The organism is Microbispora corallina, from assembly GCF_016863035.1.
Classification (GTDB): domain Bacteria; phylum Actinomycetota; class Actinomycetes; order Streptosporangiales; family Streptosporangiaceae; genus Microbispora; species Microbispora corallina.
This window is the reverse complement of the sequence record NZ_BOOC01000002.1, coordinates 339,253-363,518: the sequence shown is the minus strand read 5'-3', so window position 1 is coordinate 363,518 and position 24,266 is coordinate 339,253. Positions and strand designations below refer to the sequence as shown.

25 protein-coding genes are annotated in these 24,266 nt (G+C 73.5%); 17 read left to right on the top strand and 8 right to left on the bottom strand.

All coding sequences use genetic code 11. The features are described from left to right. Positions 1 to 36: 36 nt before the first annotated feature. From Mco01_RS03870 to Mco01_RS03860, 3 genes are all read left to right on the top strand, one after another. Positions 37 to 1,413 carry an alkaline phosphatase D family protein gene (locus Mco01_RS03870; protein WP_275410460.1) on the top strand — a complete coding sequence of 459 codons (1,377 nt, stop codon included), beginning with the start codon at positions 37 to 39 and terminating at the stop codon, positions 1,411 to 1,413. 98 nt (positions 1,414 to 1,511) lie between these two features. Continuing rightward, the gene (locus Mco01_RS03865) at positions 1,512 to 3,005 is read left to right on the top strand and encodes a glycoside hydrolase family 3 protein (protein ID WP_204055479.1); all 1,494 of its coding nucleotides are present in this window, start codon (positions 1,512 to 1,514) and stop codon (positions 3,003 to 3,005) included. A gap of 85 nt (positions 3,006 to 3,090) precedes the next feature. Then, the gene (locus Mco01_RS03860; RefSeq protein ID WP_204055478.1) at positions 3,091 to 3,909 is read left to right on the top strand and encodes an ATP-grasp domain-containing protein; all 819 of its coding nucleotides are present in this window, start codon (positions 3,091 to 3,093) and stop codon (positions 3,907 to 3,909) included. On the opposite strand, the gene Mco01_RS03855 is transcribed toward Mco01_RS03860, so the two are convergent. The 4 genes from Mco01_RS03855 to Mco01_RS03840 all read right to left on the bottom strand — a co-directional run bounded on the left by Mco01_RS03855 (position 3,906) and on the right by Mco01_RS03840 (position 6,293). After that, the gene (locus tag Mco01_RS03855) at positions 3,906 to 4,373 is read right to left on the bottom strand and encodes a TIGR00725 family protein (protein ID WP_204055477.1); all 468 of its coding nucleotides are present in this window, start codon (positions 4,371 to 4,373) and stop codon (positions 3,906 to 3,908) included. The two genes, Mco01_RS03860 and Mco01_RS03855, sit on opposite strands and share 4 nt — an antisense overlap. Before the next feature lie 22 nt (positions 4,374 to 4,395). After that, a complete protein-coding gene (locus Mco01_RS03850) occupies positions 4,396 to 5,157 on the bottom strand; it encodes an SDR family oxidoreductase (protein WP_204055476.1) in 762 nt (253 codons plus the stop codon). A 73-nt stretch (positions 5,158 to 5,230) separates the two neighbouring features. Further along, positions 5,231 to 5,764 carry a flavin reductase family protein gene (locus Mco01_RS03845; RefSeq protein ID WP_204055475.1) on the bottom strand — a complete coding sequence of 178 codons (534 nt, stop codon included), beginning with the start codon at positions 5,762 to 5,764 and terminating at the stop codon, positions 5,231 to 5,233. Between the two features lie 232 nt (positions 5,765 to 5,996). Then, positions 5,997 to 6,293 carry a hypothetical protein gene (locus Mco01_RS03840; RefSeq protein WP_204055474.1) on the bottom strand — a complete coding sequence of 99 codons (297 nt, stop codon included), beginning with the start codon at positions 6,291 to 6,293 and terminating at the stop codon, positions 5,997 to 5,999. 167 nt (positions 6,294 to 6,460) lie between these two features. Between Mco01_RS03840 and Mco01_RS03835 the strand changes: the two genes are divergently transcribed. From Mco01_RS03835 to Mco01_RS03825, 3 genes are all read left to right on the top strand, one after another. Further along, the gene (locus Mco01_RS03835; RefSeq protein ID WP_204055473.1) at positions 6,461 to 7,213 is read left to right on the top strand and encodes a GntR family transcriptional regulator; all 753 of its coding nucleotides are present in this window, start codon (positions 6,461 to 6,463) and stop codon (positions 7,211 to 7,213) included. 286 nt (positions 7,214 to 7,499) lie between these two features. Beyond that, entirely contained in the window at positions 7,500 to 8,111 is a 612-nt protein-coding gene (locus tag Mco01_RS03830; RefSeq protein WP_204055472.1) for a GNAT family N-acetyltransferase, read from the top strand. A gap of 85 nt (positions 8,112 to 8,196) precedes the next feature. Beyond that, positions 8,197 to 8,877, top strand: coding sequence for a copper homeostasis protein CutC (locus Mco01_RS03825; protein WP_036322499.1), 681 nt, complete (start codon positions 8,197 to 8,199; stop codon positions 8,875 to 8,877). Positions 8,878 to 8,980: 103 nt separating this feature from the next. Here the strand turns inward: Mco01_RS03825 and Mco01_RS03820 are convergent, their stop codons facing one another. Then, positions 8,981 to 10,159 (bottom strand): DUF6986 family protein, encoded by a 1,179-nt coding sequence (locus tag Mco01_RS03820; protein WP_204055471.1) that lies wholly within the window; start codon positions 10,157 to 10,159, stop codon positions 8,981 to 8,983. 183 nt (positions 10,160 to 10,342) lie between these two features. Here Mco01_RS03820 and Mco01_RS03815 point away from each other — a divergent pair, with 183 nt between their 5' ends. After that, positions 10,343 to 10,993: an NYN domain-containing protein gene (locus Mco01_RS03815; protein WP_204055470.1), complete on the top strand. Its 651-nt coding sequence runs from the start codon at positions 10,343 to 10,345 to the stop codon at positions 10,991 to 10,993. Between the two features lie 25 nt (positions 10,994 to 11,018). Here Mco01_RS03815 and Mco01_RS03810 read toward each other — a convergent pair whose 3' ends face one another. Then, complete coding sequence (locus tag Mco01_RS03810) at positions 11,019 to 12,329, bottom strand: FAD-dependent oxidoreductase (RefSeq protein WP_239103313.1); 1,311 nt, start codon at positions 12,327 to 12,329, stop codon at positions 11,019 to 11,021. 221 nt (positions 12,330 to 12,550) lie between these two features. Between Mco01_RS03810 and Mco01_RS03805 the strand changes: the two genes are divergently transcribed. Both Mco01_RS03805 and Mco01_RS03800 read left to right on the top strand, forming a co-directional pair. Next, positions 12,551 to 13,042: a hypothetical protein gene (locus Mco01_RS03805; RefSeq protein WP_239103312.1), complete on the top strand. Its 492-nt coding sequence runs from the start codon at positions 12,551 to 12,553 to the stop codon at positions 13,040 to 13,042. A 250-nt stretch (positions 13,043 to 13,292) separates the two neighbouring features. Further along, on the top strand, positions 13,293 to 15,035 hold the full coding sequence (locus tag Mco01_RS03800) for a proline--tRNA ligase (RefSeq protein ID WP_204055469.1): 1,743 nt from the start codon (positions 13,293 to 13,295) through the stop codon (positions 15,033 to 15,035). A 28-nt stretch (positions 15,036 to 15,063) separates the two neighbouring features. On the opposite strand, the gene Mco01_RS03795 is transcribed toward Mco01_RS03800, so the two are convergent. Both Mco01_RS03795 and Mco01_RS03790 read right to left on the bottom strand, forming a co-directional pair. Continuing rightward, positions 15,064 to 15,630 carry a ferritin-like domain-containing protein gene (locus tag Mco01_RS03795; protein WP_239103311.1) on the bottom strand — a complete coding sequence of 189 codons (567 nt, stop codon included), beginning with the start codon at positions 15,628 to 15,630 and terminating at the stop codon, positions 15,064 to 15,066. Continuing rightward, the gene (locus tag Mco01_RS03790) at positions 15,623 to 16,162 is read right to left on the bottom strand and encodes a hypothetical protein (protein WP_204055468.1); all 540 of its coding nucleotides are present in this window, start codon (positions 16,160 to 16,162) and stop codon (positions 15,623 to 15,625) included. The genes Mco01_RS03795 and Mco01_RS03790 overlap by 8 nt, the downstream gene beginning before the upstream one ends. Positions 16,163 to 16,329: 167 nt before the next feature. On the opposite strand from Mco01_RS03790, the gene rimP reads away from it, so the two are divergent. The 8 genes from rimP to truB all read left to right on the top strand — a co-directional run bounded on the left by rimP (position 16,330) and on the right by truB (position 24,252). After that, positions 16,330 to 16,857, top strand: a complete 528-nt coding sequence (gene rimP / locus Mco01_RS03785; protein ID WP_204055467.1) for a ribosome maturation factor RimP — start codon at positions 16,330 to 16,332, stop codon at positions 16,855 to 16,857. Between the two features lie 23 nt (positions 16,858 to 16,880). Further along, positions 16,881 to 17,870 (top strand): transcription termination factor NusA, encoded by a 990-nt coding sequence (gene nusA / locus Mco01_RS03780; RefSeq protein ID WP_204055466.1) that lies wholly within the window; start codon positions 16,881 to 16,883, stop codon positions 17,868 to 17,870. Continuing rightward, on the top strand, positions 17,854 to 18,156 hold the full coding sequence (locus Mco01_RS03775) for a YlxR family protein (protein ID WP_084369573.1): 303 nt from the start codon (positions 17,854 to 17,856) through the stop codon (positions 18,154 to 18,156). The genes nusA and Mco01_RS03775 overlap by 17 nt, the downstream gene beginning before the upstream one ends. A gap of 184 nt (positions 18,157 to 18,340) precedes the next feature. Beyond that, a complete protein-coding gene (gene infB, locus Mco01_RS03770; RefSeq protein ID WP_204055465.1) occupies positions 18,341 to 21,472 on the top strand; it encodes a translation initiation factor IF-2 in 3,132 nt (1,043 codons plus the stop codon). A 58-nt stretch (positions 21,473 to 21,530) separates the two neighbouring features. Beyond that, positions 21,531 to 21,830 (top strand): DUF503 domain-containing protein, encoded by a 300-nt coding sequence (locus Mco01_RS03765; RefSeq protein ID WP_204055464.1) that lies wholly within the window; start codon positions 21,531 to 21,533, stop codon positions 21,828 to 21,830. Between the two features lie 45 nt (positions 21,831 to 21,875). Then, positions 21,876 to 22,364, top strand: coding sequence for a 30S ribosome-binding factor RbfA (gene rbfA, locus Mco01_RS03760; protein ID WP_204055553.1), 489 nt, complete (start codon positions 21,876 to 21,878; stop codon positions 22,362 to 22,364). After that, entirely contained in the window at positions 22,361 to 23,371 is a 1,011-nt protein-coding gene (locus Mco01_RS03755) for a DHH family phosphoesterase (protein WP_204055463.1), read from the top strand. The genes rbfA and Mco01_RS03755 overlap by 4 nt, the downstream gene beginning before the upstream one ends. Then, positions 23,368 to 24,252 (top strand): tRNA pseudouridine(55) synthase TruB, encoded by an 885-nt coding sequence (truB, locus tag Mco01_RS03750; protein WP_204055462.1) that lies wholly within the window; start codon positions 23,368 to 23,370, stop codon positions 24,250 to 24,252. The genes Mco01_RS03755 and truB overlap by 4 nt, the downstream gene beginning before the upstream one ends. Positions 24,253 to 24,266 lie beyond the last annotated feature (14 nt).

Below are 24,266 nucleotides of genomic sequence, written 5' to 3'. Positions count from 1 at the left end.
CGCCACGGGCCCGGCCCGTAGGGCAGGATCGAACCTATGGCGAAATTGGGCTATCCGTTCACCTTGGGGGTGGCTTCGGGAGAACCGTTACCCGACGGCGTGATCCTGTGGACCCGCCTGGCCCCCGAGCCCCTGCACCCGACCCGGCCCGGCGGCATGCCCAGCAGGGCGATGACCGTCAGGTGGGAGGTCGCCGAGGACGAGGCGTTCACCCGCGTCGTCCAGTCGGGCGCGGCCTCCGCGCAGCCCGACTGGGCGCACAGCGTCCACGTCCGGGTCGCCGGCCTCGCGGCCGGCGCCGACTACTTCTACCGGTTCACGCTCGACGACCACGTCAGCCCGACCGGCCGCACGAGGACCGCCCCCGCCGGCGCCTCGACCGCCCCCGTCCGGTTCGGCTTCGTCTCCTGCCAGCGCTACGAGCACGGCTACTTCACCGCGCTGCGGCACCTCGCCGGCGAACGGCCGGACGTGATCCTGCACCTCGGCGACTACATCTACGAGTACGGCAAGCCGAAGAACCCCGGGCCCGGCCGGTACGTCCGCCCGCTGGAGTCGGAGGCCGAGTGCACGACGCTGGGCGCCTACCGCAACCGCTACGCCCGCTACAAGATGGACGCCGACCTCCAGGCCGCGCACGCCGCCGCGCCCTGGATCGCGCTCCCCGACGACCACGAGGTGCGGGACAACTGGGCCGGCTCGCTGCCCGGCGACGGCAGCAGCCCGGCCGCGTTCCTCAAGCGCAGGGCCGCCGCCTTCAAGGCGTACTACGAGCACATGCCGCTGCGGGTGCGCCCCTCCGGGCCGAGCCTGCAGAACTACCGCTGGCGCCCGTACGGCCGGGTGGCCGAGTTCGTCGTCGCGGACGCGCGGCAGTACCGCGAGGGGCGTGACATGCTCGGCGCGGAGCAGGAGCGCTGGCTGGTCGCCCGCCTCACCGGCGCGACGGCGCGGTGGAAGGTGCTCGCCCAGGCGGTGTTCTTCGCCCAGCGCACGTTCCCGCTGGAGCCGCCCAGCACCGACGCCTGGGACGGCTTCCCCGACTCCCGCGCCCGGATCCTGGCGCACGCGCCGGACGGCCTCGTGGTGGTCAGCGGCGACGTGCACAACTACTGGGCCGGCGACCTGCGGGCCGACTGGGACGACCCGGCCTCGAAGGCGCTCGGCGTGGAGTTCGTGGGCACGGCGGTCACCAGCATGCCGCCGGCCACCGACGGGAGCGCGATCCTGGCCGCCAACCCTCACCTCGCCTTCTTCGACAGCCACCGCGGATACGTCTCGTGCACGGCGAGCATGGACTCCTTCCAGGCCGACTACCGGGGGGTCGCCTTCGTCGACCGCCCGGGCGCCCCGGTGACCACGATCGCCAGCTTCCAGGTGAAGGAGAACAAGCTGCAGCGCATCGATCTGTGAAAACCCAGGCCAGCCCCACTAGCGAATAGGAAACTTTCCTATTAGATTTCGGGCATGCCTGAGCGCTGCCCTGATCTTCCCGACCGCTCCGCCACAGCATGAAGCGGAGCCCCGAGCTGCTGCGGCTCGCCGACACGGTCCTCCTGCCCGGTTTCGTGGGGACGGCGCCGCCCGACTGGGTGCGGCGCCGGATCGCCGACGGGCTGGCGGGGGTGGTGCTGTTCTCCCGCAACGTCGACACCCCGGCCCAGCTCGCCGACCTGACCGCGGCCCTGCGCGCCGAGAACCCCGACATCCTCGTCGGCATCGACGAGGAGGCGGGCGAGGTGACCCGGCTGGAGGCCCGCACGGGCAGCTCCCGCCCCGGGAACTACGCCCTCGGGATCGTCGACGACGAGGACCTGACCGAGCAGGTGGCCCGGGACATCGGTCGCGACCTGCGGGCCGCGGGGGTGAACCTCGACTTCGCCCCCGCCGCCGACGTCAACTCCAACCCCGACAACCCGGTCATCGGCCTGCGGTCGTTCGGCGCCGACCCCCGCCTGGTCGCCCGGCACACCGCGGCGTGGATCCGCGGTCTGCAGTCCACCGGCGTCGCCGCCTGCGCCAAGCACTTCCCCGGGCACGGCGACACGGCCGTGGACTCCCACCACGGGGTGCCGCGGGTGCCGGCCGGCCGCGAGGAGCTGGCCGAGGTCGAGCTGTGGCCGTTCCGTGCCGCCATCGCCGAGGGCGTGCGCTCGATCATGACCGGCCACCTGCTCGTCACCTCGTACGACGACGAGCTTCCCGCGACGCTGAGCCCCCGCGTCCTCACCGGCCTGCTCAGGGAGGAGCTCGGCTTCGAGGGCATGATCGTCACCGACGGCATCGAGATGGCGGCCGTCGCCGGTCAGTACGGCATCGGCGGCGCGAGCGCGCTCGCCCTGGCGGCCGGCGCCGACTCCGTCTGCGTGGGCGGCCAGAACGCCGACGAGGCCACCCTCGACCTGATCAGGGACGCGGTCGCGGACGCCGTCGCCGAGGGCCGCCTGACCGAGGAGCGGCTGGCCGACGCCGCCGAGCGGGTGCGGGCGCTGGCCACCTGGCACGCCGAGGCATCCCTCGCCGCCCAGCCCGACCGCATCGGCCTGGTCGCGGCCCGCCGGGCCGTACGGGTCACCCGCCGCGGGCCGGTGGACGGCGTGCTCCCGCTGGCCGCCGCCCCGCACGTGGTCGAGCTCGCCCCCGAGACCAACCTCGCGATCGACAAGGGCATGCCGTGGGGCGCCGGCGAGCCGCTGAGCAAGCTGCTGCCCGGCACCACGGTCACCCGGCTCAGCGAGCCGGACGTCCACGACGGCCTCCCCGACGCGGCCCTCGGCGGCGCGGCCGACCGGCCCCTGGTGATCGTCGTCCGGGACGCCCACCGGCACCCCTGGCAGATGGACACGCTGGAGCGGATGCTGGCCGCCCGGCCCGACGGGATCGTCGTGGAGATGGGCCTGCCCGGCCGTACGGACCTGGGGGCGGTGCACATCGCCACGCACGGCGCGGCACGGGTGTGCGGCCAGGCGGCGGCTGAGGTGCTGACCGGCCTGCGCGCGCTCTGATCCCCGCCCGCCCCAGGCGGGGTGACAGGGCAGCGGTGACACGTCCGTACCATTGGACGCTGATGACACCGAGCCGGGAGCACGAGTGAACGTCGCCTACGTCACCACCGCCCACCCCGTCGCCCGCTTCGACGACGAGCGGGAGTCCGCGCTCGCCGCCTGGCTGGGAGCCGGCATCGAGGGCACCGCGGTGGTGTGGGACGACCCGCGGGTCGACTGGTCGCAGTTCGACGCCGCCGTGGTCCGCTCGGTGTGGGACTACGTCGAGCGGCGCGACGAGTTCGTCGCCTGGGCGCATCGCGTCGAGTCGGCCACCCGGCTGTTCAACCCCGCCTCGGTGCTGGAGTGGAACACCGACAAGTCGTACTTGCGTGACATCGGTGTGCCGACCGTGCCGACCCACTGGGCGCGCCCGGGGGACGAGCTGCCCGGCTGGGCCGAGTTCGTCGTCAAGCCGACGGTCTCCGCGGGAGCGCGGGACACCGTCCGCACCGCCGACCGGGCCGCCGCCCGCGCCCACGCCGACCGGCTGCTCGGCGAGGGCCGGGCCGTGATGGTCCAGCCGTACATGGAGGCCGTGGAGCACGAGGGCGAGCTGTCGATGCTCTACTTCGGGGGCGAGTTCAGCCACGCCGTCCGGCGGCACCCCATGCTGACCGAGGTCGAGATCACCGTCGACAACCGCGCGACGCTGCGCGACCCCGACGACGACCAGTTCGCGCTGGCCGAGCGGGTGCTCGCGCAGGTGGGGCGGCCGCTGCTGTACGCCCGGGTCGACGTGGTGCGCATGCCCGACGGGGAGCCGGTGCTGATGGAGCTGGAGGCGACCGAGCCGTACCTGTTCCTCGGGTACGAGCTGGCCGCCCCCGACCTGTTCGCCCGGGCCCTGGCCGACCTGCTCTAGCGCCCGCGCAGGGCCAGCCGCACGGCGTCGGCTGGCCCGGCGGCAGCCACCGGGCCGGGCACCGGCGCCCCGGACGCGTCGACGACCCGCCAGCCGCCCAGGGTGACGACGGGGGTGCCGCCCCGCATGGCGAGGGCCAGCTCCGACAGCGTCCCCCACGAGCCGCCGACCACGATCACCGCGTCGGCGGCCCGCACGATCACCGCGTTGCGGGCCTCGCCCATCCCGGTCGGGAGGGCGACGGTGAGGTCGGGGCTCGCGCCCGCCCGGTCGCGCCCGGACAGGACGCCGACCACCGTGCCCCCGGCCTCCCGGGCGCCCGCGGCGGCCGCGGCCATGACCCCGCCGTACCCGCCGCACACGACGACCGCCCCGGCCCGGGCCAGCAGGCCGCCCACGGCGCGGGCGGCCTCAGCCTCCTCCGGGGAGCACTCGCCCGGCCCGCACACCGCGACCTGAACCATGCAGGCAGTGTAGGGACGGCGGTCAGCCGTGGGTGGACAGGCCGCCGTCCACCGGGATGACCGCGCCCGTGAGATAGGACCCGGCGCGCGAGGCGAGGAAGATCGCGGCGCCGGCCATGTCGTCGGGCCGGCCGATGCGGCCCAGCGGCACGTTGCTCTCGATCGCGCCGCGCATCTGCGGGTCGTCCAGCGCGAACGCCATCATCTTCGACTCGAACGGCCCGGGCGCGATGGCGTTCACCGTGATCGACTCGCCGGCGAGCTGGTGGGCCAGGTGCCGGGTCAGCATGTGGACGCCCGCCTTGGCCGCCGAATAGGCGTAGTTCTCCATGAACGGCACCCGGATCCCGTCGATGGATCCGATGTTGATCACCCGGGCCGGGTCCTCGGGCGACGCGGCGGCGCGCAGCAGCGGCAGGAGGCGCCGGGTCAGGAAGAACACGCCCTTGACGTTGATGTTCCAGAGCTTGTCGAAGGCGTGCTCCGGATACTCCTCCAGCGGCGCCCCCCAGCTCGCGCCCGCGTTGTTGACGAGCACGTCGAGCCGGTCCTCCCGGGAGGACACGGCCTCCGCCAGCGCCTCGACGCCGTCGGGGGTCGACAGGTCGGCCTGGACGGCCGGGCAGCCGAGCTCGGCGGCCGTGGCCTCCAGCTCGTCCTTCTTCCGCGAGGAGATGTAGACGGTCGCGCCGGCGTCGAGGAACCCGCGGGCGATCATCTTGCCGATCCCGCGCGAGCCGCCCGTGACGACGACCGTCTTGCCTTCCACCGAGAACAGAGTCATGGCCGCAGCATACCGACCGGTCGGTTCCCGTGTCCCGGACCGCGGCGCGGGTTCGGTTCCCGTCAGAGGCGACCTAGGGCTGGAAGGTGCCGTACCCGCCGCGGAAGAAGACCAGCGGGCCGCCGTCCTCGTGGCGGTCGAGGCCGTGGACCCGCGCGACGACGATCACGTGGTCGCCCGCGACGTGCTCGGCCTCGACGGTGCAGTCGATCCAGGCGAGCGACCCGTCGATGACCGGGCCGCCGCCGGGGGAGAGGGTCCACGTCAGGCCCGCGAACTTGTCGCCGCCGCTGGAGGCGAGGCGGGCGCAGACCTGGTGCTGGTGGTCGGCGAGCACGTTCACGCACAGGCCACGGGCCGTGCGCAGGCGCGGCCAGGTCGTGCTGGTGTGGGCGACGCAGAACGAGACGAGCGGCGGGTCGAGGCTCACCGAGGCGAAGGAGTTGGCCGCCAGGCCGCACGGCTCTCCCGTGCCGGGGTCGATCGCGGTGATCGCCACGACGCCGGTGGCGAACCGGCCGAGGACGGCCCGGAAGTGCTGGGGGTGCACGGTCGACAGCGTCCGGGCCCCGTCATGGCCGAGCCTGCGGGCCACATGGGTGCTCATGCGCGGGCCTCCTCCGTCGCCGCCGGCCGCCGCCCGGAACCGTGCCCGGACGGCACAGGGCCTCCAAATAAGTTTCAAGGCGACTTCGGGTACGTGCATTCCCCATCGGGGCGAATGGACTCCCGGGCCCGGTCACGGCAACGCGTCCTGGCGGGCGTGGGGGACCCGCCAGGACGCGTACCGCCCCGGCGCGAGACCTCGACCCCGGCGAGGGTTGGGGTCGAGACCTCGTTCAATCGCGCGGAGTCAGCGGGGAGCCGTCGTCCTCCTCCTCGGACGGCCGCTCCGGCGTCCTGTAATGACGCATGATCAGGCGTGTCGCGCCGTCGGGGTCGTCCGAGGGGTGGGTCACGACCACGTCCCCCTCATGCCACACGAATGACCCGTTCTTGCACCAGACGGTCAGGTCGGTGGATACCGACAGCACTGACATGCCGTTCCCGTTGCTCTGGTAGGTGTGGGTGAACCCCTGCCGATGCAACGCGTAACGCAGCAGTCGCGTCGCCTCGCCGGGGTCGCGCCAGGGCAAGTACGGCGTACCCGCACGAACCGCTAGCACCCTGCCCCACCCCCATTGGATGGATTTGTACCAACGTTTGGATAATGCGCGGCCGGATGCGCTCCGGTCAAGGGGTTGTTTCTTGAAAGACCGAGATCCTCTAGATTTGTTGGAACAAAAGGGTGGATTGAGGAAAGATGGCACGATCGTCGCTCTACCAGCAGGTGGCCGCCGAGGTACGCAGGGCCATCTACACGGGCGAACTCGCGCCAGGCGACCAGATTCCGACCGAGACCGACCTCATGGAGGCCCATGGCGTCAGCCGCAACACCGTGCGGCTGGCCCTCGGTGAGCTCGAGAACGAAGGTCTCATCCTGCGGATGCGCCGGCGCGGGACGTTCGTGCGCGAGAGGCGCCCTCTCCTCATGCGCCCCCAGGACGAGTTCCTGCCGCTGGACCAGGGCGAGCCGCGCTTCGACTCGTTCGTGCACGCCGTCACGGCCGAGGGCCGGACGGCCGACCAGCGCATCGAGGTGTCCATCGTGGAGCCCCCCGAGGACGTGGCCACCCGGCTCGCCCTCGCCGACGGGGCGCTCGCCGTCGTACGCCGCCGCCTGCGGTTCGTGGACGGCCAGCCGTACAACACGCTGGACTCCTACTTCCCGCTCGACCTGGTCGCGGACTCGGAGATCGGCAGGCCGGGGGATATCACGCGCGGCGCCAACCGCGTACTGGAGGAGCTCGGACACCCCCAGGTCAGGGTTGTCGACGATATCTCGGCACGTATGCCGACCTCGGATGAGTCGGCGCGGCTCCAGCTGGAACCCGGCACGCCCGTCGTCGTCTACGTCCGGGTCGGCTACGACACGGAGGACACGCCCGTGCGCGTCGCCGTGTCGGTGCTCCCCGCCGACAAACACCTGATCCGATACGAGCTGGACCGTCATTGACGAGGCCCGGGCGCCCTCGCCGCTGAGGGGACGCCTCCGGCCGCCCTCCCCTCCCCGGGGTGGTCCGGGGCCGCCCGCCGCCCGCGCGCCGACCCCCGACCGTCCGCCGTCCCGGCCGCGCGTGCGCCGGCGGGACGGCCCGGCGCGACCCCGCCGCCCTCCCTCGCCCCGCCGCCCCCGGGCGCCCTGAGGCGATCTTGAGTCCGTCCGCGACGCGGGGCCGCGCGCCTTCGCGTCGTCACTCTTCGCGATCGCCCGAACGCCGTCAGCACCGAAAGGACCAAGCATGCCCGCGACCACCCTGAACCTCCTCGCCGAGCTCACGCTGCGCAGCGCCGTCCCGGACGACCTGCCCGCCGTCCTCGCCCTGCTCGCCGACACGGCCCACTGGCTGGACGCCCAGGGCGTACGGCAGTGGCCGGCGGACGGCTTCCCCGCGGAGCGCATCGAGCCGCTGATCCGGGAGGGGGTCCTGTACCTGCTGGACGACGGCCGGGGCGGCCTCCCCGCGGCGACCGTGGCGCTCGACGGCCACGCCGACCCCGAGTTCTGGACGCCCGCCGACCGTCCCGGCGACGCGCTCTACGTCCACAAGCTCGCCGTGAGCCGGGCGCACTCGGGCCAGGGCCTCGGCGAGGCGCTGCTCGACTGGGCCGGGCTGCGGGCCGACGCCGAGGGGCGGCACTGGCTGCGCCTGGACTGCTCCAAGGACAACCGGCGCCTGCAGGCGTACTACCGGGACGCGGGGTTCCGGCACGTCCGCACCGTCGACCTCCCGCACCGGGCCTCCGGCGCGCTCTTCGAGCGGCGCGCCTCGGGAACGCTCCTGGAGCGGCGACCGGTCGCCGCCCGCGCGCACGTCCGCGTCCCGCGCCAGGCGGCCGAGGCGCGCTTCTGACACGATTTCCGACAAGGAGTTGATCCCAGCCTGAACAGGGTGGATGCCGTACGGCGTAACAAAGCCACCCGATACTGTTCACCTCATGACCGGATCTCTCCTTGAAGTGATCGCGCTTGACGTGCGCGATGCCGCGGCCGCCGAGGAGGGTGGGGCCGACCGCCTCGAGGTGGTGTCCGACATGGGCGCGGGCGGGCTCACCCCCTCGGCCGACCTGGTCGCGGCGATCTCGGAGGAGTGCGCGCTGCCGCAGATGGTCATGCTCCGGTGCAACGCCGGGTTCACCGTGACGCCGGAGGAGCTGGACCGGCTCCGCAGGGACGTCAAGGAGCTGGCCGAGGCCGGCGCGGCCGGGTTCGTCTTCGGGTTCCTGACGGCCGACGGGACGGTGGACCGGGAGGCGACCGACGCGCTGATCCACGCCGTCGCCCCACTCCCGTGGACGTTCCACCGCGCCGTTGACCACGCCGCGGACGTCCAGGCGGCCTGGCGGGCCGTGCGGCTCCTGCCGAACCTCGCCACCGTGCTCACCTCCGGCTCCCCGCAGGGCGTGGGCGCCGGGCTCGGGGTGTTACGGACGCGGAGCGAGGCGGGGGACGGCCCCCTGGTGCTCGCCGGAGGCGGCCTGAAGGAGGAGCACGTCCCGGTGCTGCTCGACTACGGCATCAAGGCCTTCCACGTCGGAAGCGCGGTCCGGGGCTCGTGGAGCCGGCCGGTCGACTCCGCGCTCGTGCGCCGCTGGCGCCGCGTCGTCGACCAGGGCTGACCGGCCGGCGGAGCGCACGGCGGACCCGGCGCTCGTACGCCGGCGGCTCCGTGTCGTTCCCGGACCGGCCGGCGGAGCGCGCGGTCGGCGCGTTCCGGACCCGTCAGCAGAGCGCGCGGTCGGCCCGGGCGATGGCCGCGATCAGCGTCTTGACCGTGGCCGGCTCGTCGAGCAGGCCGCCGGACGCCGCCCGCCGCTCCTCCCAGGCGCGCACCCGCTCGAGGTACCGCTCGTAGCACTCCAGGTGGAAGGCGTACACGGTGGTGAAGCGGCTGACCAGATGCGACGGGTGCATGTCCCAGCCCTGGTAGAAGCCGTTGGACAGCGAGTGGGAGACGGTCTGCGAGTGCCGCTGGAGCAGCGCCTGCACGTCGTCGGCCGACTCCGACGCCGGGGCGGCGGCCAGTGAGCCGTCCGACAGCTCCACCCCCGTTCCCGCCAGGGCGGTCTGCATCACGTGCCGCGCGTGGTCGCAGGCGGGGTGGTCGAGCCGCTGCTCGCCCGGCGGCAGCCCGAGGGAGGCCGTGTAGTCGAACACGCCGAAGTGCGCCGCGGCCAGCCGCCCCCCGAGCGACGCGACGAGGTCCGGCGACCGCTGCAGCATCAGCACGGTCTGCGGCGCCTCCACCTGCATCTCGAACCGGAGCGTGCCCGCGTCGAGGCGCAGCGTGGACTCCAGCGCCTCCAGGCACCGGGCGAACTGCCGCAGGTAGTCCTCCATGAGCACCTTGGGGAAGGTCACGACGAAGCCCGCGGGCAGCCCGCCGGACCGCCGCATGACCTCGGTGAGGAACCCGTCGAGCGTGCGGATCGACCGGCGCGGGTCCCCGTCGGCGAACGACTTGACGCGCAGCCCCCACCGCCGGGGCAGCGTGCCGTCCGCGTGCATGGCGGCCACCGCGGCCGCCGCGCTCTCGGCGTGCCGGTCCTCCTCCTCCGAGGGACGGGCGCCGTACCCGTCCTCGAAGTCGATCCGCAGGTCCTCGATGGGCTCGACCCCGAGCTTCCTGCGGACCCGGTCGTGCACGGGGGCCGCCAGCAGGGGATCGAGGCCGAAGGCCGCGGCAAGCTCCGCCGGCGTGAAGTACAGGCGGTGGAGGAGCTCGGTGGCCTCGTGCCGCCACTCGCCGACGACCGCCGACGTCACCCGGTCGGCGGGGACGTAGACCGTGTGCACCGGCTGCCAGGCCGGCTCCGGCGCCGGGAAGCGCTCCTGCTGCTCCCGGTGGGTCTCCGCGAATCCGTCGAGCAGCCCGTCCAGGCCCGTCAGCGTCGTCTCCATGTGGACGATCCTCGCAGAATCCACCACTCACCGCGAAAAGCACATCACGGAACGTGCCTGCGAACTGACGTTCCGTTGGCTATCGTTGGTTCGAACGGGTGAGCGAAAAGAAACGGCCCCCGTGCGGGGGCCGTAGAGCCGGGGGACGTAGCCCCTGGCGCGGTGACTCGATGTTAGGACGTGATGCCGGTGCGCGACAACCCGGTTCCCGAACCCGAGCGTGTCGGCGTCTACGTGGACGGGTTCAACCTTTACTACGGCCTGCGCTCCCTCGCCGGCCGCCGCTACCTCTGGCTGGATCTGTCCGCACTCGCCCGCCGCCTGTTGAAGCCCGGCCAGGAGCTCTGCGCCGTCCGCTACTTCACCGCGCCCGTCAGGGGCGAGCCGGCCGCGCTCGCGCGTCAGCAGACCTACCAGGCGGCCCTCGAAACCCTCGGCGTGGACATCGTGCTCGGCCGTTTCCAGGAGAGACGGGACCGCTGCCGGCTGTGCGGCACGTCCCGGCGCAGCTACGAGGAGAAGCAGTCCGACGCCGCTCTGGCCAGCGCGATCGTGGCGGACGTGGCGCTCGGCGCGGTGGACGTCGTCCTGCTGATGTCCGCGGACTCCGACCTGTGCGCCGCCGTCGAGGCCGTCCGCGGGGTCGACGCCCGGCGCGGCGCGAAGACCCGGGTGATCACGGTCTTCCCGCCCGGGAGACGGTCGGACGCCCTGCGCCGCGCGAGCGACGCGTGGTTCCCCGTCGGCGAGGCCGTCATCCGCCGCGCCCAGCTTCCGCCGCTCGTGCACGGCCGCGACGGCGCCGTCTACCACCGCCCGGCCCACTGGAACTGACCCGCCGACCGCTCCGGTCGGCGCTCTACGACGGCCGGCCGCCGCGCCCGCAGGCGGTGAGCATGGCCGTGGTCCCCACGAGCTTCACCCGCTCCCCGCGCCCGAGACTGCCCGCGAGCGCGCCCTCCGCGGCCTCGATCGCCAGCCAGTCCTCGTACGTCACGGGGCTGATGCCACGGGCGCGCAGCAGGTCGTCGAACCTCGCCGTCGCCACGCCGGGCCGCGCCTCGGCCAGCAGGGTGCGCACGGTCTCCGCGGCGTCCGACTTGTTGGTGCCGATCACGCCCGTCGGTCCGCGTTTGAGCCAGCCCGCGACGTACTGCCGGTCGGTTACCCGCCCCGCCGCGTTCGGCACCGTCATCGACCGCTCGTCGAACGGCACCCCGGGGAGGGCGACGCTCTGGTAGCCCACCGAGCGCATCACCATGTCGGCCGGGATGGTCTCGAACTCCCCGGTCCCCACGACCCGCCCGTCCTCCAGGCGGGTCCGCTCCATCCGCACGCCCTCGACGCGGGAGACGCCCATGATCTCGACCGGGCGCAGCCAGAAGCGGACCTCCAGCCGCCGCGGCCGGTCGGCCGGCACCCGCGACGCCCACGATTGCAGCACGTCGACGTTGCCCCTGGCCTGCCGCGACAGCGCGGCCAGGTCCTCGACCTTGACCTCGTCGGGGAACGTCAGCACGTCGGCGTTGAGCAGGTCGCCCAGCTCGCGCAGCTCCTTGAGCGTGAACTTGGCGTGCTCGGCGCCCCTGCGGCCGACCATGTGGACGCGCTTGACCCGGGAGGCCGCCAGCCGTTCGAGCACCTCCTCCGGCACGTCGGTCGCGCGCAGCTCGTCGGCCGTCTTCGCCATGATCCGCACGACGTCGACCGCGACGTTGCCGACGCCGATGACGACGACCTCCTCGGCGTCCAGGGAGAACCGATCCGGCGGCACGTCGGGATGCCCGCAGTACCAGTTGACGAAGTCGGTGGCGGCGACGCTGCCCGGCAGGTCCTCCCCGGGGACGCCGAGGTGCCGGTCCACCATCGCGCCCGTGCAGTAGACCACCGCGTCGTAGCAGGACAGCAGGTCGGCGGCGGAGAAGTCGGGGCCCATCTCGACCCCGCCGAGGAACCGCACGCCGGGCGACTCCAGGACCCGCCGGAGGTAGCCCGCGATCGACTTGATCGACGTGTGGTCGGGGGCCACGCCGTACCGGACCAGGCCGTACGGCGTGGGCAGCCGCTCCAGCACGTCCACCTCGACAGGCGCGGCGGACTGCTTGATGAGCGCCTCGGCCGTGTAGATCCCGGCCGGGCCCGAGCCGACGATCGCGACGCGCAGTGTCACCTTGGCCTCCGTCACCCTGGCCGCGCAGCGGCCACATTCGCGATTCTTTATCAAAGGCCCTCCGACTGCCAGCAGGGCCGCCGCGTGGCCCCGCCGCGTCGTCCGGTATGCGGGGGTTGCGGGTGATGAGCCGCACGATCAAAGTGATGCCCGTGGGCTCTGGGGCTAAAAGACGGGGAAACCCGAGGACGAGACGGCGCGACGGTGGGACCCTCCCAGACATGAGGGGAACCCACGGGGGGCGGGCCGAGCCCGCCGCGGACGGTGACGGCGTGCGCGCGCCCAACGCCCGGAGATATGAGGCGCTCGGCCGGGTCATGGCCGCGCTCGCCTGCGAGGCGGAGATGCTGGAGGCGTGCCGCGACCTCGCCTGGTGGCGGGGCGCCGACCACTCCTGGCATGTGGAGTGGCGCGACGGGCCGTACGCCTCGGAGGTCGCGGCGCTGCTGGCGGACCGGGTGGGCGAGCCGGACCAGTCCGCGCTCGCGGTGCCGGCCGGGCCCGCCACGGTCACGACGGCGGCCCTGGACGTCATGGGCGTCAGCTTCGTCTTACGGGCCATCGACCCACTGGGGATGGAGCGCCTGCGCGCCCGCCCGGGGCTGTGGCGGCTGTCGGCGGCGCTGGACGGCGCGGGCGGCGGCGCCCGCGCGGTGAGTGGAGCCGGCCGGTCCGCCCCGCGGCAGCACTGGGAGGAACTGCTCGGCGGCTGAGCGCCTCCGCCTTCGCCCCGTCCGGCGGCCCTGTCCCGCGGCCCCCTCCCGTGGCACAGCGTCGCGGCGCGCAGTCGCGGCACGGTAACGAAGAGGCGGTGCGCCGCCGGGAGTCGATAACCTTGAGGCACGTCCTCTTCACGTCGTCTCCGACGTCGTCTCCCGAGGAAGCCGCGCAGGGATCCGCGCAGGACCCGGCGCCGGCGTCAGGGGAGACCCCGGCGAGACCTCTCACGAGCAAGGAGTAGCCGTGCTGCTGCGTATGTCCACCCTGTTCCTGCGCACGCTGCGTGAGGATCCGGCGGACGCGGAAGTGCCGAGCCACAAGCTGCTCGTCCGCGCCGGATACGTCCGCCGCGTCGCGCCCGGCATCTACTCCTGGCTGCCGCTCGGCAAGATCGTCCTGGAGAACGTGGCCCGGGTCGTCCGGGAGGAGATGGACCGGATCGGCGCCCAGGAGGTGCTGTTCCCCGCCCTGCTGCCCCGCGACTTCTACGAGTCCACCGGCCGCTGGACCGAGTACGGCGACACCCTGTTCCGCCTCAAGGACCGCAAGGGCGCCGACTACCTCCTCGGGCCGACCCACGAGGAGATGTTCACCGACATGGTCAAGGGGGAGTACTCCTCCTACAAGGACTACCCGGTGACCCTCTACCAGATCCAGACGAAGTACCGCGACGAGGCGCGCCCCCGGGCGGGCATCCTGCGGGGCCGCGAGTTCGTCATGAAGGACTCCTACTCCTTCGACCTCGACGACGACGGCCTCAAGCGCTCCTACGAGTTGCACCGGGACGCCTACATCCGGATCTTCGACCGTCTCGGCATCGACTACAAGATCTGCTTCGCCATGTCGGGCGCCATGGGCGGGTCGGCGTCCGAGGAGTTCCTCGCCCCCTGCGACACCGGCGAGGACACGTTCGTGGCCTGCCGCAACTGCGGCTACGCGGCCAACGCCGAGGCCGTCGTCACGCCCGCGCCGCCCGCCGTCACGGCCGGGCAGCCCCCTCTCGAGGTGCTCGACACCCCCGACACGCCGACGATCGACTCGCTCGTCGCGCACGTCAACGAGCACTACGGCCTGGGGATCACCGCGGCCGACACGCTGAAGAACATCGTCGTGAAGGTCCGGACGCCGGGCTCCGACGAGGTGCGGACCCTGGTCGTGGGCGTGCCCGGCGACCGCGAGGTGGACTTCAAGCGCCTGGAGGCGTCCCTGTCGCCCGGCGTCCCGGAGATCTTCGAGGCGGAGGACTTCGCCCGGCACCCCGGCCTCGTGCGCGGCTACATCGGCCCTCAGGTGCTCAAGGAGCTCGGCATCGACTACCTGGTCGACCCCCGGGTGGTCGCGGGATCGTCCTGGGTGACCGGCGCCAACGAGCCCGGCAAGCACGCGGCGCACGTGGTGGCCGGGCGGGACTTCCAGCCCGACGGCACGATCGAGGCCGCCGAGGTGCGGCCCGGGGACGACTGCCCCCGCTGCGGCCACGCCCTGTCCATCGACCGGGGCATCGAGATCGGCCACATCTTCCAGCTGGGCCGCAAGTACGCCGACGCCGCGCAGCTCGACGCGCTCGGCCCCGACGGCAAGCCGATCCGCATCACCATGGGCTCGTACGGCGTGGGCGTCTCCCGGGCCGTCGCCGTGCTGGCCGAGCAGCTGCACGACGGGCTGGGCCTGGTGTGGCCGCGCGAGGTGGCGCCGGCCGACGTCCACATCGTCGGCACCGGCAAGGAGAACCAGGTCGAGGTCGCCAGCGGGCTGGCCGAGACGCTGGAGGCCCGGGGGCTCCGGGTGCTCGTCGACGACCGTCCCCAGGTGTCGCCGGGCGTGAAGTTCAAGGACGCCGAGCTGCTGGGCGTGCCCACGATCCTGATCGTCGGCCGCGGCGTGTCCCAGGGCGTCGTGGAGCTGCGCGACCGGGCCGCCGGGACCAAGGAGGAGATCCCGCTCGACGAGGCCGTGGAGCGCGTGCTGGCGGCCTGCGGGGCCTGAGCCGGGCGGGTCCTACGGGATCATCGCGTCACTGTCCGGGCGACTGCGAGGGCGCCTGGGCGGTGGCGGGGCTCGTCGTCGCCGGAGGAGAGGCGGACGCGTCCCGGCCGGGCATGCCCGGGAAGGCCGCGACGACCGGCTGCCAGCCGTACGCGCGGGTCGCGCACTCCTGCGCGGCCAGCGCGGCGATCCGCCGCAGCGCGGGGTCGGGGTCGGCGGCGAGCTCCAGGTAGGCCGTCGTCAGCCGCTCCTCCACGAGCACGGCCAGCCGCACGGCGTCCGCCGCCGTCCGCACCTCGAACGGGAGCCGGTAGGCCGGCCCCGCCTCCGACGGAGTTCCGCCGCGCCCGGCGATGAGCGTCCTGAGCTGGTCGCGGCGGGCGCGGTGCGCGTCGAACGCGGAGGTGGCCCGGCCGCGCAGCCCGCCCGACGTCTTCCCGCCGATGACGCCGTACGCGTACACGGCGGCGTGCTCGGCCGACAGGGCCCGGGCGAGCGCGGCGGTCGCGGGGGCGGCGGCCGCGGGCACGCCGGGAGAGCCGGAAGGTGACGGCGTCGCGCCGCCGGTGGCCGTGCCCGTCGCGGCCTCAGTCACGCAGCCTCCCCAGAGCGATCACGTGGACGGCCTCGCAGGCCCCGATGCTGGCAAGGAGCTGGGCGAGCGCGGGGGAGGCGCCGGCCATCTGGGCGGCCCGCCCGGCGGCCGCCCGCCGTTCCGCGTCCCTGAGCGCGGCGACCGGGACGGCGTCCGGCGAGCTGCCCGGCGAGGCCGTCGCGGACGCGCCGGGGGAGGCCGGCGTCGCCGCGGGCGCAGACGAGGCGCGCGGGGACGGGGCGGCCGAGTGAGGCAGCATCGTGCGCAGGGCGGTCAGGTGGGCGAGGTGCCGCTGCCGGAAGGGCTCAAGCCTGGCCGCCGCGCCCCCGGCGAGCTCGGCCCGCTGGTAGAGCGCGACCAGCTGCTCCTTGCCCCTGATCAGCGACGCCAGCAGGACCGCCTGCGGGTCGGGCCGCGCGGGCGGGGGCGGGGGCGCCGGGCGGGACGAGCACCCGGAGGCGGCCAGCCCGGCCGCCGCGGCCGTGCCCAGGAGGGCACGCCTCGTCACCCGCACCCCGCCGGTCTGCTTCACGACATAGCATCGTACGGCGCGCCGCCCAGTACTCACCGCTTCGTGGTGATGGTCGTGCTCGTGTCGGGTCGCCGCTCGGGTGTGGCGCTATTTCCACACCCCGGTGTCGATAGGCTGTGCCACATCGGGGCCACATCGGGCGAGGTACACGGCAAACGGAGGTCGGCATGGGCAGCGACGCTCGACACGGCCGCCTTGTGGAGCTTCTCGGCCCGGTGGTCGCCGCCGAGGGGCTCGACCTGGAGGACGTGACGATCACGCCCGCGGGCCGCCGCAGGCTGGTGCGGGTGGTGGTCGACCGCGACGGCGGCGTGAGCCTGGACGACGTGGCCGACGTGAGCCAGTCGGTGTCCAAGCGGCTCGACGAGGCCGACGTGCTCGGCGGCAACCCCTACGTGCTGGAGGTCACCTCCCCCGGAGTGGACCGGCCGCTCACGGAGCCGCGCCACTGGCGGCGCGCCCACGGCCGGCTCGTCAAGGCGGAGCTGCGCGACGGCACGGCGGTCGAGGGCCGGGTGACCGGCGCCGACGACTCCGGCGTGGAGCTGGACGGCGAGCGCCGCGTCCCGTACGGCGACCTGGCGCGCGGCCGCGTGCAGGTCGAGTTCAACCGGCCGGGCGCGGGGCTCGACGATGGTCCTGATGAGGACGTCGATGACCTCGAGGACATCGACGACGTTGACGACGAGGGCTAGGGGGGAGCCTTGTGGACATTGACATGAGCGTCCTGCGCAGCCTGGAGCGGGAGAAGGACATCTCCTTCGACCTGGTCGTCAAGGCGATCGAGGACGCGCTGCTGATCGCGTACTTCCGCACGGAGGGCGCGGCGCAGAAGGCGCGCGCGGAGCTGGACCGCGTCTCTGGCCATGTGACCATCTGGGCGGCCGAGCTCGACGAGAACGGCGAGGTCGCCCGGGAGTACGACGACACCCCGGGCAACTTCAGCCGGATCGCCGCGACGACGGCCAAGCAGGTGATCCTGCAGCAGCTCCGGGACGCAGAGGACGAGATCAACTTCGGCGAGTTCGCCAGCCGCGAGGGCGAGCTCGTGGCCGGCATCATCCAGCAGGGCAAGGACCCGCGGGTGGTGCTGGTCGACCTGGGCAAGATCGAGGCGATCCTCCCGCACAACGAGCAGGTCCCCGGCGAGGAGTACACCCACGGGGAGCGCATCCGCTGCTATGTCGTGCAGGTGAAGAAGGGCCCGAAGGGCCCCTCCGTGACGCTGTCGCGCACCCACCCCAACCTGGTCAAGAAGCTCTTCGCGCTCGAGGTGCCGGAGATCGCCGACGGGACCGTGGAGATCGCGGCCATCGCCCGCGAGGCCGGCCATCGGACGAAGATCGCCGTACGGTCGCGCAAACCCGGGGTGAACGCCAAGGGCGCCTGCATCGGCCCCATGGGGTCGCGGGTCCGCAACGTGATGACCGAGCTGCACGGCGAGAAGATCGACATCATCGACTGGTCGGACGATGCGGCCGAGTTCGTCGGGAATGCCCTGTCGCCGGCCCGTGTTTCCCGAGTCGAGGTCATCGATGCCGATGGCCGCGTGGCCCGGGTGACCGTGCCCGACTACCAGCTTTCCCTGGCGATCGGCAAGGAGGGGCAGAACGCCCGCCTCGCCGCCCGGCTGACCGGCTGGCGGATCGACATCCGGCCGGACATTCAGGAGGCACCGGCTGATCCCGCTGATGCGTCGGCAAGGTAAGCTGGAATATGGTTGCCGGGCAGTCCCGCAGAGAACATGCGTGGGCTGCCGGGTTCGCACGGTAAAGTCCGAGTTGCTCCGCCTGGTCGTGGTCGAGGGCGTGATCGTCCCCGACCCGCACGGACGGTTGCCGGGGCGTGGTGCGTCACTGCATCCGTCCCTGCGCTGTCTGGAGCTCGCCGAACGCCGCCGGGCGTTCCCCCGCGCGTTCCGCGCGGAGGGGGCGCTGGACGTGAGTGTGCTGCGGGTTCACCTCGAGGGGTTGACTGCGGGTCAGTCCGGGTGAATGGTTACCGCTGGCCCCTGGATCGGCCCTGGGGCCGGGTACGAAGAAACTGTCATGTAGGACGCCGAGTTGATGGGCGGAGTCAGATTGCTATGAGCGCCTGATGAGCACGCGGCGATGAGTACGTACAGGTAGCGACGGTCCGGCGGCACTGCGAGCCTCCCGGGCCGAGTTAGGGAGTGCAGTGGCGAAGGTCCGGGTATACGAGCTCGCCAAGGAGTTCGGAGTCGAGAGCAAGGTCGTGATGGCCAAGCTCACCGAGATGGGCGAGTTCGTGAGGTCGGCGTCCTCGACGATAGAGGCGCCGGTCGTCCGTAAACTCACTGAGGCGTTCAAGGGTGACGCCTCCAGGGGCGGGGGCAAGCCCGCCCGTCCGGCGCAGCCGCGGCCCGCGCCGAGGCCGGCCGAGAGCCAGGCCAACGGCGGCGTCCCGCAGGCGCCCGTTTCCCCGTCCGCCGACGCGGCGGCCAGGCCGGGCCCGAAGCCCGGGCCGCGGCCCGCTCCGCGTCCGGTTCCCATGCCTCACCCGCCGGTGCCCCAGCCGGACGCGGCGCGTTCCGACGCCACGCGTCCGCAGGCGCCGCGCTCCGAGGCACCGCGTTCCGAGGCACCGCGCTCCGAGGCACCGCGCTCCGAGGCACCGCGCCCGGCGGCCGCGGGCCCGCGGCCGGGCGCATCCGCGCCCAAGCCCGGCCCCCGGCCCGCTCCGGCCGCGCGCCCCGGTGGCGCTCCCGGCGCCCCGGCCGGCCCGGCCGGCGGCGGTGCTCCGCGTCCGGGCGCCCCGAAGCCGGGTCCCCGTGGCCCGCGTCCGGGCAACAACCCGTTCTCCTCGACCGCCAGCGGCATGGGCCAGCGGCCCCCGCGTCCCGGCGGTCGCGACGGCGGCCGTCCCGACCGCGGCGACCGGCCCGACCGCGACGGCGCTCCGCGCGAGTCGCGTCGTGACGGCGCCCGCGACGGAGGCATGCCGCGTCCGCCGTCCGCCCGTGGCGGCGCTCCGGGCGCGGCGGGTCCCCGTCCGGGTTCCGCCGGCGGCCCGCGTCCCGGTCCGGGCATGGGCGGTCCCCGCCCCGGTCCCGGCGCCGGCGGTCCGCGCCCCGGAGGCCCGCGTCCGAACCCGATGATGATGCCCCAGGGCCGTCCGTCCGGTCCGGGCGCCGGCGGCCCGCGTCCCGGTGGTGGCGGCGGCGGCCGTCCCGGCCCCGGTGGCGGCGGTCGTCCCGGTGGCGGCGGTGGCCGTCCGGGCGGCGCCGGCTTCGGCGGTCCGCGTCCCGGCACGGCGGGCGCCGGTCGTCCCGGCGGTCCGGGCGGTGGCCCGGGCGGCGGTGGCGGTGGCGGCGGCTTCGCCGGCCGTCCCGGTGGCGGCGGCGGTCGTGGCCGCGGCGGCGGCACGGCGGGCGCCTTCGGCCGTCCCGGCGGCCGTCCGACCCGCGGGCGCAAGTCGAAGCGGCAGAGGCGCCAGGAGTTCGACAACATGCAGGCGCCGTCGATCGGCGGCGTGCAGGTTCCGCGCGGCGGCGGGCAGACGATCCGCCTTCCCCGTGGGGCCTCCCTGTCGGACTTCGCCGACCGCATCGGCGCGAACCCGGCCTCGCTCGTGCAGATCATGCTGCACCTCGGCGAGATGGTGACCGCGACGCAGTCGGTCAACGAGGAGACGCTGCAGCTCCTCGGCGCCGAGCTGGACTACGTCGTCCAGGTCGTCAGCCCGGAGGAGGAGGACCGCGAGCTCCTCGAGTCCTTCAAGATCGAGTTCGGTGAGGACGAGGGCGACGAGGCCGACCTCGCGCCGCGCCCGCCGGTCGTGACCGTCATGGGCCACGTCGACCACGGTAAGACGAAGCTGCTCGACGCGATCCGCCACACCAACGTGGTGGCCCGCGAGGCCGGCGGCATCACCCAGCACATCGGCGCCTACCAGGTGGCGACGACGCACGAGGGCGAGCCCCGGAAGATCACCTTCATCGACACCCCCGGTCACGAGGCGTTCACCGCCATGCGTGCCCGAGGCGCGCAGGCGACCGACATCGCGGTGCTGGTGGTCGCGGCCGACGACGGCGTGAAGCCGCAGACGATCGAGGCGCTCAACCACGCGCACGCGGCCAACGTGCCGGTCGTCGTGGCGGTCAACAAGATCGACAAGGAGGGCGCGGACCCGACCAAGGTCAGGGCCCAGCTCACCGAGTACGGCCTGGTGGCCGAGGAGTTCGGCGGCTCCACGCTGTTCGTGGACATCTCCGCCAAGCAGGGCACCGGCATCGACAACCTGCTCGAGGCCATCCTGCTGACCGCGGACGCCGAGCTGGACCTGCGGGCCAACCCCGAGATGGACGCCCAGGGCATCGCGATCGAGGCGCACCTGGACAAGGGCCGCGGCCCCGTGGCGACCGTGCTCGTGCAGCGCGGCACCCTGCGGGTCGGCGACTCGATCGTCTGTGGCGAGGCCTTCGGCCGCGTCCGGGCGATGCTGGACGACAACGGCGAGACGGTCGAGGAGGCCGACCCGTCGCGTCCGGTCCTGGTGCTCGGCCTGACCGCCGTCCCGCGCGCCGGTGACAACTTCATCGTCGTCACCGACGACCGGATGGCGCGTCAGATCGCCCAGCAGCGGGCCGCCCGGCAGCGGATCGCCGACATGGCGAAGTCCGGCCGCCGGCGCACTCTCGAGGAGCTGTTCAAGGACCTCGAGAAGGGCCAGGTCGACGAGCTCAAGCTCATCATCAAGGGTGACGTCTCCGGTTCCGTCGAGGCCCTGGAGGACGCCCTGCTCAAGATCGACGTCGGGGACGAGGTCAAGCTCCGCGTGCTGCACCGCGCCGTCGGCGCCATCACGGAGTACGACGTCAACCTGGCGATCGCCGACGACAACGCGGTGATCATCGGCTTCAACGTGCGGCCCGAGGTCCGGGCCCGCGACCTGGCCGAGCGCGAGGGCGTGGACATCCGGTACTACTCGGTCATCTACCAGGCGATCGAGGAGATCGAGGCGGCCCTCAAGGGCATGCTCAAGCCGGAGTTCGAGGAGGTCAGGACCGGCACGGCCGAGGTCCGCGAGGTCTTCAAGGTCCCGCGGATCGGCAACGTCGCCGGCGCCATGGTCCGCTCGGGCACGATCACCCGCAACAGCAAGGCCAGGCTCATCCGCGACGGTGTCGTGGTGGCCGACAACCTCACCGTCGTGTCGCTTCGCCGGTTCAAGGACGACGCGACCGAGGTCCGCGAGGGCTTCGAGTGCGGTATCGGGGTCGGCTACAACGACATCAAGCTCGAGGACGTCATCGAGACGTTCGAGATGCAGGAGAAGCCGCGCGTCTGAGACGCAGCGCCGCCGTCCCCCGTCCTGACGGGGGACGGCGGCCGGCGGCGAGTCACCCATGTACGTCGGTGCCCTTACCCTGGACATCCTGCTCGGCGACGTCCGGTCGCTGAAGCAGAAGCGCTCCGTGGTCCGTCCGCTCATCGCCGAGTTGCAGCGGCGGTTCCCCGGTGTCGCCGTGGCCGAGACCGGCCACCACGACCTCCACCGCCGCGCCGAGATCGGCGTCGCCGTCGTGTCCGGCTCCGCCGCCAACTGCGACGAGGTGCTCGACGCGTGCGAGCGTATGGTGGCCTACCATCCCGAGATCGAGCTGCTGTCCGCGCGGCAGCGGCTCTTCAACGACCACGAGGAATAGACGGCCCGGCGCGCGCGTCAGCCGTACAGTCAACGAGGGAGCGTGATCATGGACGCAGCGCGCGCCAGAAAGCTGGCCGATCGCATCCAGCAGGTCGTCGCGGAGATGCTGGAGCGGCGGATCAAGGACCCGCGGCTCGGGTTCGTCACCGTGACCGACGCGAGGATCACGGCGGACCTGGGCGACGCCACGGTGTACTACACCGTGTTCGGATCCGAGGCCGAGCGGGCCGACACCGCGGCCGCCCTCGAGAGCGCCAAGGGGATCATCAGATCCGAGGTCGGCCGGCAGACCGGCCTGCGGCACACCCCCACCCTCACGTTCGTGCACGACCCGCTCCCCGACAGCGCTCGCCACATGGACGACCTGTTCGCCCTCGCCCGGGCCAAGGACGAGGAGGTCGCCAAGAAGGCCGAGGGCGCCGAGTTCGCCGGCGACGCCGACCCCTACCGGTTCGACGAGGACATCGAGGACGAGGCGGCCGAGGCGGGCGAGGAGGAGCCCACCGGCCGGGCGGGGCACCGCGCCCTGTGACCGCCGACGCAACCGCCGTCCCCGAGGCGGACTGGGACCGCGCCGTCGCGCTGGTCCGCGCGGCGGACACCGTCGCGCTGGCGTGTCACGTCACCCCGGACGGCGACGCGCTCGGCTCGATGCTGGGCTTCGGCCTCGCCCTGCGCGCGGCCGGCAAGCACGTGGTCGCCTCGTTCGGCGACCGCGGTTTCACCGTCCCCCGGCTGCTGCGGTTCCTCCCGGGCCAGGACCTCCTCGTCGAGCCCGCGGCCTACCCGGCCGAGCCGTCCCTGATGATGACGTTCGACGCCTCCACCATGGACCGGCTCGGCCTGCTGGCCCCCAACGCCGGCAAGGCCGCCGAGCTGGTCGTGGTCGACCACCACGTCTCCAACACCCGCTTCGGCTCGCTCCACCTGGTCGACCCGGGAGCCGCCTCGACGACCATGCTCGTCGAGAGGCTCGCCGGGCGGCTCGGCCTCACGGTCGACCGCGACGTCGCCACCTGCCTGTACGCCGGCCTGGTCACCGACACCGGCTCGTTCCGCTACTCGGCCACCACCCCGGCCGCCCACGCGATGGCCGGACGGCTCATCGCGGCCGGGCTCGACCCCGACGCGATCGCCCGTGAGCTGTGGGACCGGTCGCCGTTCGCGTACCTGCGGGTGCTCGGCGCCGCCCTCGACAGGGTGACGCTGGAGCCGGCGGGGGCGGGCGGGCGCGGGCTCGTCTGGACCTACCTCACCCGCGCCGACAGGGCCCGGCACGGCCTGCCGTACGACGAGGTGGAGGGCGTCATCGACGTCATCCGCCGGGTCGACGAGGCCGAGGTCGCCGTGGTGCTCAAGGAGGACGACGAGGGCGGGTGGAACGTCTCGACCCGCTCCAAGGGCGCCGTGGACGTCGCGCGGGCGTGCACCGCGCTCGGCGGGGGCGGCCACCCCTGCGCGGCCGGGTTCTCCTCCACCCTGTCCCCGGAGGAGACCATGGCCTCCCTCCGCCCCCTCCTCACCCCGGACGCCGCATGAAGCGCACCCCGCCCCCCAGCGGGCTGATCATCGTGGACAAGCCCGCCGGCTGGACCTCGCACGACGTCGTCGGCAAGATGCGCGGCATCGCGGGCACCCGCAAGGTCGGGCACGCCGGCACGCTCGACCCGATGGCGACCGGCGTCCTCGTGGTGGGCGTGGAGAAGGCCACCCGGCTGCTCGGGCACCTCGCGCTGACGGAGAAGGTCTACGAGGCCACGATCCGGCTCGGCGTCTCGACCAACACCGACGACGCCGAGGGGGAGGTCGTCGCGACCGCCCCGGCCGGGCACGTGCCCGACGAGGACGTGCGCGCGGGGATCGCGGCGCTGACGGGCGAGATCCTGCAGGTCCCTCCCCAGGTGAGCGCCATCAAGGTGAACGGCGAGCGGGCCTACAAGCGGGCCCGGGCCGGCGAGGAGGTCGAGCTCGCCGCCCGGCCGGTCACGGTCCGCGCGTTCGAGGTCACCGCCGTCCGCCGCGAGGGGGAGACGGTCGACGTGGACGCCGTGATCACCTGCTCCAGCGGCACGTACATCCGCTCGCTCGCCCGCGACCTGGGCTCCGCCCTCGGCGTGGGCGGGCACCTCACGTACCTGCGGCGCACCCGCGTCGGTCCGTACGGGATCGAGTCGGCCCGCACGATCGAGGAGCTCCAGCGGGGGTGCGTGATCATGCCGATCGCCGACGCGGTGGCGGCCGCGTTCCCGCGCAGGGACGTGACGGACGAGGAGGCGCGGCTGGTGGCGCACGGCGGGCGGCTGCGGGCCGCCGGGCTCGGTCCCGGCCCCGCGGGCGTGTTCGCCGGCGACGGCACGCTGCTGGCGCTCGTCGAGGAGCGCGGGGGCGCGGCCCGGCCGCTCGTGGTCTTCGTCTCCTGACCCGCGCCGCCCCC